The organism is Oxalicibacterium flavum, assembly GCF_014635065.1.
Lineage (GTDB): Bacteria > Pseudomonadota > Gammaproteobacteria > Burkholderiales > Burkholderiaceae_D > Oxalicibacterium > Oxalicibacterium flavum.
The window spans coordinates 315,338-327,879 of sequence record NZ_BMCG01000003.1 but is presented as its reverse complement, the minus strand read 5'-3'; the positions used below and the strand labels follow the sequence as shown (position 1 = coordinate 327,879).

Annotated in this window: 12 protein-coding genes; 2 read left to right on the top strand and 10 right to left on the bottom strand. The window is 63.0% G+C overall.

Features of this window, described 5'->3' with window-relative positions; genetic code table 11:
* Window positions 1-48 precede the first annotated feature (48 nt).
* The 5 genes from IEV38_RS08595 to IEV38_RS08575 form a co-directional block, all read right to left on the bottom strand.
* Window positions 49-2,340 carry a methyl-accepting chemotaxis protein gene (locus tag IEV38_RS08595; protein ID WP_188395773.1) on the bottom strand — a complete coding sequence of 764 codons (2,292 nt, stop codon included), beginning with the start codon at window positions 2,338-2,340 and terminating at the stop codon, window positions 49-51.
* Window positions 2,341-2,395: 55 nt separating this feature from the next.
* Entirely contained in the window at window positions 2,396-2,956 is a 561-nt protein-coding gene (locus IEV38_RS08590) for a chemotaxis protein CheW (protein WP_188395772.1), read from the bottom strand.
* A gap of 9 nt (window positions 2,957-2,965) precedes the next feature.
* Window positions 2,966-3,331, bottom strand: coding sequence for a response regulator transcription factor (locus IEV38_RS08585; RefSeq protein ID WP_188395771.1), 366 nt, complete (start codon window positions 3,329-3,331; stop codon window positions 2,966-2,968).
* 20 nt (window positions 3,332-3,351) lie between these two features.
* Entirely contained in the window at window positions 3,352-3,753 is a 402-nt protein-coding gene (locus IEV38_RS08580) for a response regulator (RefSeq protein WP_188395770.1), read from the bottom strand.
* A gap of 179 nt (window positions 3,754-3,932) precedes the next feature.
* Window positions 3,933-4,085 carry a rubredoxin gene (locus IEV38_RS08575; protein WP_188396112.1) on the bottom strand — a complete coding sequence of 51 codons (153 nt, stop codon included), beginning with the start codon at window positions 4,083-4,085 and terminating at the stop codon, window positions 3,933-3,935.
* 96 nt (window positions 4,086-4,181) lie between these two features.
* Here IEV38_RS08575 and thiD point away from each other — a divergent pair, with 96 nt between their 5' ends.
* Complete coding sequence (gene thiD, locus IEV38_RS08570; RefSeq protein ID WP_188395769.1) at window positions 4,182-5,027, top strand: bifunctional hydroxymethylpyrimidine kinase/phosphomethylpyrimidine kinase; 846 nt, start codon at window positions 4,182-4,184, stop codon at window positions 5,025-5,027.
* Window positions 5,028-5,043: 16 nt separating this feature from the next.
* Complete coding sequence (gene hemL / locus IEV38_RS08565; protein WP_188395768.1) at window positions 5,044-6,333, top strand: glutamate-1-semialdehyde 2,1-aminomutase; 1,290 nt, start codon at window positions 5,044-5,046, stop codon at window positions 6,331-6,333.
* A gap of 52 nt (window positions 6,334-6,385) precedes the next feature.
* Here hemL and corA read toward each other — a convergent pair whose 3' ends face one another.
* The 5 genes from corA to IEV38_RS08540 form a co-directional block, all read right to left on the bottom strand.
* Window positions 6,386-7,351, bottom strand: coding sequence for a magnesium/cobalt transporter CorA (gene corA, locus IEV38_RS08560; RefSeq protein WP_188395767.1), 966 nt, complete (start codon window positions 7,349-7,351; stop codon window positions 6,386-6,388).
* A gap of 503 nt (window positions 7,352-7,854) precedes the next feature.
* Window positions 7,855-8,553, bottom strand: coding sequence for a monofunctional biosynthetic peptidoglycan transglycosylase (gene mtgA, locus IEV38_RS08555; protein WP_188395766.1), 699 nt, complete (start codon window positions 8,551-8,553; stop codon window positions 7,855-7,857).
* Window positions 8,550-9,392 carry a shikimate dehydrogenase gene (aroE, locus tag IEV38_RS08550; protein WP_188395765.1) on the bottom strand — a complete coding sequence of 281 codons (843 nt, stop codon included), beginning with the start codon at window positions 9,390-9,392 and terminating at the stop codon, window positions 8,550-8,552. Before aroE ends, mtgA begins: the two co-directional genes overlap by 4 nt.
* A complete protein-coding gene (locus IEV38_RS08545) occupies window positions 9,393-10,280 on the bottom strand; it encodes a TonB C-terminal domain-containing protein (RefSeq protein ID WP_188395764.1) in 888 nt (295 codons plus the stop codon).
* A 91-nt stretch (window positions 10,281-10,371) separates the two neighbouring features.
* Window positions 10,372-12,441, bottom strand: a complete 2,070-nt coding sequence (locus tag IEV38_RS08540; protein ID WP_188395763.1) for a ribonuclease catalytic domain-containing protein — start codon at window positions 12,439-12,441, stop codon at window positions 10,372-10,374.
* Between the last annotated feature and the right edge of the window lie 101 nt (window positions 12,442-12,542).

Here is a 12,542-nt window from a genome sequence, read left to right as displayed (position 1 = left end):
TACCGCAGTTTCTGTACGGCCAGGCCATCAGGGCCGCAGCCGGATCGATCAAGCCGTGACGCGGAAACGCGATACCGAGTTCTTCAGCTCCTCGGCCAGTTTGGAAAGTTCGCGAATCGAATGGGCGGTTTGCTGCGTGCCTTCCTGGGTCTGCTCGGTAATCGTCAGAATGCCCTGGATGTTCTGCGCCACGCCGTTGGCCGAAGTCGCCTGCTGCTCGGTCGCCGAGGAAATGCTCTGGATCAGCTCCGCCAGCCGGTTCGACACGCGGCGGATGTCGGCCAGCGCGGCGCCCGCCGCATCCGACAGACGCGCGCCCTCGACCACGCCCTGCGTCGATTTTTCCATGGCGGCGACCGCGTCGTGGGTATCGGTCTGAATCGTGCGGACCAGCGCGCCGATCTGCTTGGTTGCCTCGCCCGACCGTTCGGCCAGCCGCTGCACCTCTTCGGCCACCACCGAGAAGCCGCGTCCCGCTTCGCCGGCCGACGCGGCCTGGATCGCCGCGTTCAGCGCCAGCACGTTGGTCTGCTCGGTAATGTCGGAAATCAGCTCGGTGATCTCGCCGATCTCCTGCGAGGATTCGCCAAGGCGCTTGATTCGCTTCGAGGTTTCCTGGATCTGCTCGCGAATCTCGTTCATGCCCTTGATCGCGTTTTCCACCGCGCGCGCGCCCTGGTCCGCTGCCGACACCGATTGCCGCGCCACCTCCGCCGATTCGTTGGCGGACCTGGATACGTCGGTAATCTGCACGGCCATTTCGAGCACCGCCTGACCGGTTTCCTGAATGTTGCGCGACTGCTTCTGCGATGCCTCGAGCAGTTCGGTCGAAATGTTCTGCGCCTGATCCGACGCCGAGGTCACCTGTTCCGCGGTGCTGGTGACGCGGCCGACCAGGCCGCGCAGCTCTTCCACCGTGTAGTTGACCGAGTCGGCAATCGCGCCGGTAATATCTTCCGACACCGTGGCCTGGATCGTCAGATCGCCGTCGGCCACTTCCTGCAGCTCGTTCATCAGACGCAGAATTGCCGCTTGGTTCTGGTCATTGGCCTGTTTGGCTTCCTCTTCCTGCTTCAGAGCTTCGAGGCGCTGGTTCTCCGCTTCCAGACGACGTGCTTCTGCCTCCTTGGTACGGTTGCGGCTGTCCTGCAGCAGCACCAGCGCAATGCCGGCCGCCGACAACAGCGCGGTAAAGACCGCCAGCAGCATCAGCCAGAACGGCAGTGTCAGCGAATCCTGCTCCGCGCGATAGCTTTGCTGCACATCGGTCAGGCGTTGCTTGATCGCCTCGTTTTCCTTGAAGATCAGTTCTTCGGCCTGCTTGGCGGCGATGAAGTTCTGCAGGTTGCCGAGAATCTGCGCGATCGACTTCTGGTATTCGCCAAAGGCAGCCTGCAGCTCGAGCAGCTTCTCGCGCGTTTCCGGTTCAGTCACACGCGCCAGCCGCAGGGATTCGCTGCCATTGAGAAATCCCTCCGTGATGTCGCGGAAGGTGTTGGTGTCCTTGCCCAGCAGGAAGGCGGTCTCCGGGTTCACACCTTCGGAACTCAGGAATTCGTTGGCGCTTCGCGCCAGGCGCTGGGTCAGCATCACGAGCTGGCCGGCAGCCGAAATCTCGCGCGGCGAGGCGCCGCTCTGCGCCTTCAGGTTGGATATCTGCTCCGACAGTTCCAGCAGCGTTGGCGACAGTTCGTTCATGGTCTGCAGCGTGGCGCCAAAGCCGGTCAGCACGCCTTCCATCTTCAGGATGCTTGCCGCGGCCTTGTCCGAGCCGGCCCACAATGCCCTGGCTTCCTTGAGCATGTTCGCCATTTCAGCATCCGGCGCGCCGATACTGCGTCCCTGATAGACGCCGCCCTGCGACAGCACCGTCAGATCATTGTTGAGCTCCTTACGGCTGTCGGCCAGTTGGCGGAACGCTTCCTTGTTACCCTGGATCGCGTTCGGCGTCGCCTTGCCGACGCGCTGCGAGTGCATCAGCGCGTCGCCCGCAATCTGGGTCTGGGTCGAGGTCAGGGCGGAATAATCGGCATTCATCCAGACGAAGATCGCGCCCAGTACCAGCGAAGCACCCAGCGCGGTCAGCAGGATACGGACCTGCTTCTGCAGCGGCAGCTTGCCGATCAGCGGCAGACGAATGTCGCCGCTCTTCTGCAGCACGTCGCCAATGTAGGTGGCGTTGGGATTGAATTCGCCCTGGCCGTTGCCTGTGCCGGCCTGTGCCTTCGTCGTCTCGGCCGTATCGATGTGCAGCACGGTATCGATGTCTTCGTGCGTGCCGTCAGCCGTTGTCTCCGCCGCATTCTTGTTTCTGGAAAAGAGCGGTAATGTGAACGCCATTTTTAATTCTCCTGACCCTGTTTATCGTGCGTCGCGTTCCTTTCCCGGAAACGCCTTATCGTCCCACCTGCAGAAAATCCGGATGCCGAACCAGGCCCTCGAGATCGAGTTCGATCCAGAGATTGGCTTCCTCATCCATGAAACGACGTCCCTCCCAAGGACATCCCTCTTCCGTTGCCGGCTGCTCCTGCATGCCGGCCGCATGACGCAGGCCAAGCACACCGGATACCAGCAGGCCGCAATTGATGCCAAGCGCCGCGCCAAAGGCGACGATCCTGGAATCCTTGTCGAACGTGCTTTGCGGTCCGCCATCGAAACAGGCGAGGTCGATGACACCGACCAGATTGCCGCGAATGTTGATCAGACCGCGGTACCAGGAACGGGTCAGGGGTACCGGGGTGAGTTCGTGCGCCGAAACGATTTCGCCGGCCGTCTGCAGATCGAGCAGCCAGCGGCGGCCTCCCATCAGCAATCCGAGCTGGCTGGCCTGTACCGCTTCGCTGTCGTGTGCATGGTGCATGCGCTCGACCAACTGCGCCTGGAATTCGCGCAGCCGCATGCGGCGGGCAGTACCGTCAGGCTGCCGTGCCTCGAGATCGGACGCAGACTGACTCATGTGAGCGCGTCAGCCGAGCGCGGCGATCTTGGACAGCAGTTCGGCCGGATCGACGGGCTTGACGATGTAGTCGCGCGCACCCTGGCGCAATCCCCAGATACGGTCGGTTTCCTGGCCCTTGCTGGTGCAGATGATGATGGGCACATCCTGCGTCTCGGGATCGCGCGTGATCGAGCGCGTGACCTGGAAGCCGTTCTGGCCCGGCATCACGATGTCCATCAGGATCAATTGCGGCTTGTCTGCCTTGATTTTCTGCAATGCTTCCTCGCCGCTCTCCGCAGTGGAAACCGAATAGCCCTTCTTGACCAGGATGTCGGTCAGGAAGTAGCGCTCGGTGGGAGAATCATCGACGATGAGAACTTTTTGTATGGCCATCTGAAACCCTTGGATCTGGATTATGGTGCGACCGCCGCCGCCGTGTATTCGCGCACGGTCTTGAGCAGGCTGTCTTTGGTGAATGGTTTGGTGAGGTAGGCGTTGGAGCCGACCATGGCGCCGCGCGCGCGATCGAACAGACCGTCCTTGGATGACAGCATGACAACCGGTGTAGCGTGGAATTTTGCGCTCTTCTTGATGAGGGCGCAGGTTTGGTAGCCGTCGAGACGCGGCATCAGGATGTCGCAGAAGATGAGTGCAGGCCGGTGATCGTTCATCTTGGCCAGGGCGTCGAAACCGTCATCCGCCAGCACCACCTTGTAGCCTGCCTGCCCCAGAAAGATCTCGGCCGACCGACGGATCGTGCTGCTGTCGTCGATCACCATGATTTTCATCTCAGCGCTATCCGGTAACGTTGTCATGATCCGTCTCGTTGAACTGTGGGACACAATATACGGCCCAATAGTGACACAAAGCAAGATTCTTGAAACATTCCGGGATGCCCCTCGCCTGCATGCCGTGGTTTTTCGACACAAATTGTTAAGCAGGCAAGGCAGAGGCCATGAGCAAGGCGCCGATTATCGGCGCCCGGAAAACCTTGTCAGACGGCGACCATCTCGAAGTCTTCCTTGCGCGCGCCGCATTCCGGACATGTCCAGTTCATCGGCACATCGGCCCAGCGCGTGCCGGGGGCGATACCTTCTTCCGGCAAACCCGTGGCTTCGTCGTAGATCCAGCCGCAGATCAGGCACATCCAGGTTTGAAATGGTTCGGTCGATGTTTCGTTATTGCTCACGGCAGACAGCCCTTCAAGTTAAAATGCACAGTCAGCTATCTTAATATACCCGTCGTGCAAAACCAAACTTCCCCGCTCATTTTGACCTTCGGTCCGGCCGATCCGGTCGGTGCAGTCGGCATCCAGGCGGATCTGGCCTCGTTTGCCGCCATGGGTTGCCACGGCCTGTCGGTGGTGACCGGTCTGTTCATCGGCGACACCGCGCGCATCGAGGACCTGCAGGTGATCGACGCCGACTGGGTTACCGACCAGGCGCGCGTCCTGCTCGAAGACATGCCGGTGGCCGCCTTCAAGATCGGCGGCGTCGGCAGTGTGGAAAACGCCGCGGCGATTGCCGAGATCGTGTCCGACTATCCCGACGTGCCGCTGATCTTCGATCCGTTCCTGTCTTCCCAGCCCGAGCAAGGCACCGACAGCGAAGACATGCTGATGGCCGTGCGCGAACTGCTGATTCCGCAGACCACGGTGCTGACCCTGTCGACGGTGGAACTGGCGCGCCTGGCCGAAACCTGGCGCGAACCGTCGGACGAGGACATGATCGCGGTCGATGTCATGCGCCTGATCGACATGGGCTGCGAATACGTGTTCGTCACCGGCACGCCGTCCGACCTGTCGGACGTTGCCAACACCCTGTTCGACGACAGCGGCGTGGTGCGTCACGACAACTGGCAGCGCGTATCCGGCTCGTGCAGCGGCGCCGGTGCCACGCTGTCGTCAACCATCGCTGCGCTGCTCGCCAACGGCCTCGACGTACCGGAAGCCGTGTTCGAGGCGCAGGAATTCACGATCGCCTCGATCGCCAACGCGCAGCGCCTCGGCATGGGCCGGCTGGTGCCGGACCGCTATTTCTGGGCGCGCGAATCGGACGAACTCGGCAGCGCGCCGCCTCCCATACAGTAATCATCTTTTCATCCGCATGACTTCCAACAACGAAACACTCTTCGCCCGCGCGCAACAAAGCACGCCGGGCGGCGTGAACTCGCCGGTACGCGCCTTCCGCTCGGTCGGCGGCACGCCGCGCTTCATCACCCGCGCGGAAGGCCCCTATTTCTGGGATGCCGACGACAAGCGCTACATCGACTACATCGGTTCCTGGGGCCCGGCCATCGTCGGCCATGCGCATCCGGACGTGGTGCGTGCAGTGCAGGACGCCGCCGTGCGCGGCCTGTCCTTTGGTGCGCCGACCGAGGCCGAGATCGAGATGGCCGAACTGATCTGCAGGTTGGTGCCGTCGATCGAGCAGGTACGCCTGGTCTCGAGCGGCACCGAAGCCGCGATGAGCGCGCTGCGCCTGGCGCGCGGCGCGACCGGACGCGACCTGATCGTCAAGTTCGAAGGCTGCTATCACGGCCATGCCGATGCCCTGCTGGTCAAGGCCGGCAGCGGCCTGCTGACCTTCGGCAATCCGACTTCGGCCGGCGTGCCGGAAGATTTCGCCAAGCACACGCTGGTGCTCGACTACAACGATGCGCAGCAACTGGAGGACACCTTCCGCGACATGGGTGAGCGCATCGCCTGCGTGATCGTCGAACCGGTCGCCGGCAACATGAACCTGCTGCGCGCCACGCCGGAATTCCTGCAGACCATGCGCCGCCTGTGCACGCAGCACGGCGCGGTACTGATCTTCGACGAGGTGATGTCGGGCTTCCGCGTCGCGCTCGGCGGCGCGCAATCGCTGTACGGCATTCAGCCCGACCTGACCGTGCTGGGCAAGGTCATCGGCGGCGGCCTGCCGGTCGCAGCCTTCGGCGGCCGCGCCAACCTGATGAAGCACCTGGCGCCGCTCGGCGGCGTCTATCAGGCCGGCACGCTGTCCGGCAATCCGGTCACGGTGGCGGCCGGTCTCGCGACGCTGGCCTTGATCCAGGCGCCCGGCTTTTACGACCGCCTGGCAGCACAGACCACAAAACTGGTACAGGGCTTGAGCACGGCGGCACAGGACAGCGGCGTGCCCTTCTGCGCCGATGCGGTCGGCGGCATGTTCGGCCTGTATTTCGCGCCGCAACTGCCGGTATCGCACGCGACCATGATGGAATGCGACAAGGAAGCCTTCAACCGCTTCTTCCACGCGATACTGGATGCCGGCGTCTATCTGGCGCCGTCGGCCTTCGAGGCCGGCTTCGTCTCGGCGCAGCACGACGATGCGGTGATTGCCGACACGCTGACCGCCGCACGCAAGGCGTTCGCGGTCGTCGCCGGAAAATAGATCAGGGAGTCCTGCCGAAACGCCTGCCGTTTTCACAAACGGCAGGCGTTGTTCATTTGAGCCAGCCGCGCCGGCGGAAGTAGAGGAAAGGCGTGATCGCCGAGGCCAGCATCAGCAGGATGGACATCGGATAGCCGAAGGTCCAGTCCAGCTCCGGCAGCACCTTGAAGTTCATGCCATAGATGCTGGCGATCAGCGTCGGCGGCAGGAAGGCGACCGAGGCCACCGAGAAGATCTTGATGATCTTGTTCTGGTTGATGTTGATGAAACCGACGGTGGCATCCATCAGGAAGTTGATCTTGTCGAACAGGAAGGCGGTATGACCGTCCAGCGATTCGATATCGCGCATGATCTGGCGCGCTTCCTCGAACTGCTCCGAGCTCAGCAGGCGGCCGCGCATCAGGAAGCTGACCGCGCGGCGCGTATCCATCATGTTGCGCCGGATGCGTCCGTTCAAATCCTCCTCGTGCGCAATCGAGTTCAGCACCAGTGCCGCGTCCTCGTCGCTCAGCGCTTCCTGCAGCACGCGGCGGCTGACTTCCTCCAGCGTCAGATAGACGCCTTCCAGAATGTCGGCCGAATACTCGGCGTCGGTCGCATAGAGATCCAGCAGCACGTCGCGATAATCCGAGATCGAACCCGGACGCGACCGCGCGCGCATGCGCACCAGGCGGAAGATCGGCAAGTCTTCCGAGTGCACAGAGAACAGGATGTTTTTTGCAAGGATGAAGGCAACCGTGGTGATGCGCGAAGGACCGTCGTCTTCCTCGATCAGGAAGTCGGTGCGCAGGTGCAGGTCGCCATTGTCTTCTTCGTAATAGCGGGCGGACGCCTCGATGTCCTTGACCTCGTCCTCATCGGGCAGGGTCACGCCATAGATGCTCTTGACCCAGCTGCGCTCTTCCTCGTTCGGATCGCGCAGATCGACCCAGACCGGCGTCGTGTTGGCGAGATCGGCGCGAGTCTCGATGTTGACCTGGTTCAGGCGGCCATTCTGCAGTACAAACACATTGATCATAAGCTCTCCCTGCGCCGTCTTCCTCGCGACAAACGGCGCAACGCCCGCAACGCGCCGACGTCTGCGGGCAATACACATACAAGGGGATACGGCCGGTACACGACTCGATGCGACCGGGCACGACCTCCCACCATATCCGGCGAGAGGCGCTTGAAGGCGTGAGCGTTAAAGCACTATCTCGCGGATCGACCGCCATTTTGCGGTCGGCAACATAGACTAGGACTACCCAAAACGGGAACTCCGGAAACGAAAACAGCGCAAGTGTACTGATAAGTCCATGGGCTCGCAAGCCGATTGAAGGATAAGACCGCGTCTTTGGGGATGACGTTCAACGCCGCAGTATGCGGACCGAATGTGACGCCGCAATGAAACCGGCGTACCAAGAGCGGCTAACAAAACCCAGCGAACCGCAGGTTCGCGGTCGAGACGAGACGCGAAACCGCAGGCAGTACAAAAGTACGACAAGGTGAAGCAACGACGTAGCTAGGGTTTTGTTAGTCGCTCTAGGGCAGCGTCGCGGAATTCATGCGACGCAGGATCAGGTCGGTACGTCGCGCCAGATAGCCGGAGCCGCGATTGACGTCGTAGTAGCGCGGGTTGGGCAGCATGACGGCCAGCCGCGCCGCCTGGTACGGACTGAGACCGGCTGCCGAGACGCCGTAGTAATGGCGCGCCGCCGCCTCGGCGCCGAACACGCCGACACCCCACTCGACCGAATTCAGATAAATCTCGAAGATGCGTTCCTTGTCCATCCAGAACTCGAGCATGTAGGTGATGACCACTTCCTGTCCCTTGCGCAGGTAGCTGCGCTCGCCCGACAGGAACAGGTTCTTGGCGAGCTGCTGGGTAATCGTCGAACCGCCGGCCACCACGCGCCCCTTCTTCTGGTTCTTTTCGTATGCCTTCTGCAGCGCCTGCCAGTCAACACCTTCATGGCCCGAGAAATTGGCATCCTCGGAAGCGATGATGGCGCGCTTGAGGTGATTGGAAATACGGTTGTACGGCACCCACTGGTGCTTGAGCTGCGCCTTCGGATTCTTTTCGCGCATGACCGACAGCTGATGGCGCATGAAGCTGGTTGACTCCGGATCGAAGCGCGTCCACCAGCCGATCTGCATGAAGAAATAGAACTGCAGCACCAGCACCACCAGGAATGGCAGCGCGATCAGCCAGCACAATATGGAACGCAGTTTCTTCTTCATTCCTTGTTCTCGAGTTGCGCGCGCAACTGCGCAAAGACTTCTGTCGTTTCCGGCCGCACGCCGCGCCAGCGGCAGAACGATTCGGCCGCCTGCTCAACCAGCATGCCGAGTCCGTCGCGCACCTGCGCGCCATGCGCGGCGGCAAAAGCCATGAAGGCGGTCGGCGCCGCACCGTACATCATGTCGTAGGCCAGCGTATGCGGCACAAAGACCGATGGCGGAATTTGCGGCACCTCGGCCGACAGGCTGGCGGCGGTGGCATTGATGACGACGTCGAAGGCGCCGGCGATGCCGTCGAAGGTGGCGACCTCGATGGCGCCGCTGCCGGCGAACTGCGCCGCCAGTTCCTGCGCGCGCGCCGGCGTGCGGTTGGCGAGCACCAGGCGTGCCGGCTGCTGATCCAGCAGCGGCAGGATCACCCCGCGCGCGGCACCGCCGGCGCCCAGCAGCAGCACCGACTTGCCGGCGAGCGCAACGCCCGCGTTCTGCACGATGTCGCGCACCAGGCCGACGCCATCGGTATTGTCGCCGACGATCTCCCCGCCTTCGAACAGCAGCGTATTGACTGCGCCCGCCGCCTGCGCCCGCTCGGTCAGGCGCGTTGCCAGTGCCGCCGCTTCGAGCTTGAACGGCACCGTCACGTTCATGCCGCGACCGCCTTCGCGCACGAAGTCCGCGACCGTGGCGGCGAATCCATCGAGCGGTGCCAGCAGGCGCTCATACTTCAATGCCTGCCGCGTCTGACGCGCGAACTGCGCATGGATTTCGGGCGACTTGCTGTGCGCGATCGGGTTGCCGATCACCGCGTAGCGGTCGGGCTGTGCATTCGTCTTGTTCACTCAGTTGCCTCTCGTTTCTGTCTGCAGGGCATCCTCGCGCGTGAAGTTGAAGCGCGTGATGATTTCCCACACGTCGTCACGGCCGGTGGAGCGCATGTTGTCTGGAAAGCGGCCGAACGGCGCCGCGCGGCGCACGATGGCGAGCGCCGCCTGATCGAGCGCCGGATTGCCGGACGTACGTTCGATGCGCGGCCCGCCCTCCTTCATGTAGAGCGTGCCGTCCTGATAGATCGGGATATAGACCACCATCTGCCCGTAGAGCTTCTTGCCATCCTTCTGCGGGAAATTGACGGTGCCGATGCGCTCGATGCGATCCTGCAGCGCCTTGTAATAGGCGGCATAGCCGACCTCGCGCGTACTCGGCGTGACCTGCGTCTTCTTCGGCCGCTTGTTGTAGTCCTCGATGCTGCGCGCGATCTCGGCTTCGCGCCGCAGCAGCGCGCGCGCACTGTCGAGCATGTCGGCCGCACGCGGCTGCGGCGTGTTCCTGACCGGCTCGGTCTCGGTTGACGCCTGCGTGCGCTGCGCCTGTTGCTTCTGCATCTGCGCCAGCATTTGCTGCTGCTGACGCTCGAGTTCCTCGACCTTGCGGCGCGAGGCCTTTGCGCTGTCGCCGTCGGCACTCTGCCGCAGGTCCGGCAGCGGCGACTTGGCACGCCCTTCGGCCGCATTGCCGCCGCCATCGAGATTGGCCTGCGCCAAGGCATCGGCCTTGAGCGGCGCGCGATCGTGCTTGGCATTGACGAGGATCACCTCGAGCCCCGGATCGGTCGGCTTGAACTTGAACGCTTCCGGCGCGACGAAGCGCACGGCCAGTAGTGCCGCATGCACCGCCACGGAAACCGCGATGGCAATCGACAGCGTACGGTTTTTGAGAAGCAGATTCACGCGACCGGGTTCGGAAGAAGAAGGAATCGGCCGATTTTAAGTCAAACCGGCATCGGCCGAGGCTTTTTGCATGATGGCGATGGCATCCGCTTCAGTCTTTGGCGGCTGCTTCCGGGTCGGCTGCGGCGTCGCCAGCCGCAGCGCTGTCGGCCGCATCATCGGCCGCCGCATCGTCAGGCACCGGCTCGGCATCAGCTTCCAGCAGGTCGTCCGACATTTCCTCGTCGAGCTCTTCGGCCACCGCCTCGCTGTCTGCCTGCTGGATGTCGAGAACGCGCGCCTCGACCGACAGATCGACCTCGTCCCAGCGCAGCAGGTCGAGCCTGACCTGCGCGCCGCGCGCCGCCTGCGGCATGCCCGGCATGCGAATCACCAGCGGGATGTCGGTCAGGCGCACGATCTCGTCCTTGAGCACGACGGCCTCAACCTGCATGCCCGACGCATCGCCCTTTTCCTGCGCCAGCCAGCGCAGGCACCAGTAACGCTCCATGTCGCTCTGGAACGCGGCATAGGAACTGTAGGCCGCGTCGAAGGCCGAGACGATCGCGAACAGGTCGGCGTCGCGCTGCTTGAACGGCGCCACCAGCGGCGCGGTCACGCCGTGTTCGGCGCAGGCCAGTATCTGCCACTGGTTGACGAGGTCGGTATAGCGGCGCAGCGGCGAGGTGCTCCATGCGTACTGGTCAACGCCGAGTCCCTGGTGCGGTGCCGCGTGCGTGACCATGCGCACCTGCATCTTGGCGGCCCAGCCGTTGCCCGCGCCCTGGCTGCGATAGATGCCGGGCACGCCGTGGTCGTGCAGCAGCTTGCCCCAGGTGCTGTTGGCGAAGATCGCAAGCTCGGCGACGATCTTGTCAAGCGGCGCACCGCGCTTGCGGCGCAGGATGGTGACGACCTCGTCCTCGACATAGAAGTTGAAATCGACGCGGTTGTTCTGCTCGGGACGCAGGCCGAAGGCTTCGCGCTTGGCCATGCGGCCCTTTTCCAGCAGCTGCACCCATTGCCACAGCAGCACCAGATCATCCTTGTACGGATAGTCGCCGGTGCCGGCTTCCAGGCTTTCCTCGGTGACCAGCGCGTCGAGATCGTTGTGGCGCAGGTTGGCGGCAATCGGCACGCGCTCGGCGCGCGTCTCGGTCGAGATCAGCGACCAGTCGCTCGGATCGAGCGTCGCATACAGAGACAGCGCCGGACACGCGCGGCCCTCGCCGAGCGTGAAGATCTCGACCAGTTCGTCCGGCAGCATGGTGATCTTGTCGCCCGGCATATAGACCGTGGACAGGCGCTGGCGTGCGATCGCATCGAGCGCATCGCCGCGCTTGATGCCGAGACCGGGCGCGGCGATGTGGATGCCGACGCGCACCTTGCCGTCCGGCAGGCGCGTGACCGACATCGCATCGTCGATCTCGGTGGTGGTCACGTCGTCGATCGAAAACGCCTGCACCTCGGCCAGCGGCAGCTCGGGCAGGTTCGGCAGTTCCACTGGCGGAAAGCCGATTCCCTTCGGGAAGGCGTCGAACAGGAATTTCGAAAAATGCAGCTGGTGCGCCGACGCAATGCCGCCGACCGTCAGCATCAGGCGTTGCGGCTGCGTCTGCAGTTCGTTGCTGGCCGTCTCCAGCGCCTTGTACTCGATGCTGTTCTTGTCCGGCTTGAACAACAGTTGCAGCACGTTGCCGCGCATCGCTTCCGGCAGGCGGCCCGCCTTCAGTTCCTCCACGTACTGCGCCTGCACCAGTCCCTGCTGGCGCTTCTTCTCGATGCCGGCCAGCGCCGCCTTCAGCGCGGTTTCGGGCGCGGCCTTGTAGCGTCCCTTGCCCTTCTTCTGGAAATAGATGGGCGCGGCATGCATGCGCATGATGAGACCGGCCGCTTCGTGCGGCTTCGGCTCGTGGCCGAAGTATTCGGTGCCGAGTTCGGCAAAGCCGAATTCCTCCTGTCCCGCCACTTCCCACAGGAAATCGAGGTCGATCTCGCCGGCGATGGCCTGCGCTTCTTCCATCAACTGCGCAGCCGACGGCGCGGCGAACTGCAGCAATACATCCTTGGCGCGCACCTTGGCCCGTTTGCCGGATGGCATCTCGACCTGGTAGGCCTCGCCCTGCTGCGACAGCACGGCACCGGCCTTGAACTCGCCGGATTCGTCAAAAAATAAATTCATCTGAAACTTTGTCTGGATTGGGCCGGCGCATCCTATCCGCGCGGCGTGGTGTCTGGTTGGTACTGCTCAATAGTTATAGGTGCCGCTATTTTCTCATTCGG

Coding starts and splice junctions, on each gene's coding strand:
- mtgA (WP_188395766.1), bottom strand. CDS start 8,553: ATGAAGAAGAAACTGCGTTCCATATTGTGCTGGCTGATCGCGCTGCCA.
- IEV38_RS08585 (WP_188395771.1), bottom strand. CDS start 3,331: ATGGCCATACAAAAAGTTCTCATCGTCGATGATTCTCCCACCGAGCGC.
- IEV38_RS08580 (WP_188395770.1), bottom strand. CDS start 3,753: ATGACAACGTTACCGGATAGCGCTGAGATGAAAATCATGGTGATCGAC.
- IEV38_RS08590 (WP_188395772.1), bottom strand. CDS start 2,956: ATGAGTCAGTCTGCGTCCGATCTCGAGGCACGGCAGCCTGACGGTACT.
- IEV38_RS08575 (WP_188396112.1), bottom strand. CDS start 4,085: ATGTGCCTGATCTGCGGCTGGATCTACGACGAAGCCACGGGTTTGCCG.
- hemL (WP_188395768.1), top strand. CDS start 5,044: ATGACTTCCAACAACGAAACACTCTTCGCCCGCGCGCAACAAAGCACG.
- IEV38_RS08595 (WP_188395773.1), bottom strand. CDS start 2,340: ATGGCGTTCACATTACCGCTCTTTTCCAGAAACAAGAATGCGGCGGAG.
- corA (WP_188395767.1), bottom strand. CDS start 7,351: ATGATCAATGTGTTTGTACTGCAGAATGGCCGCCTGAACCAGGTCAAC.
- IEV38_RS08540 (WP_188395763.1), bottom strand. CDS start 12,441: ATGAATTTATTTTTTGACGAATCCGGCGAGTTCAAGGCCGGTGCCGTG.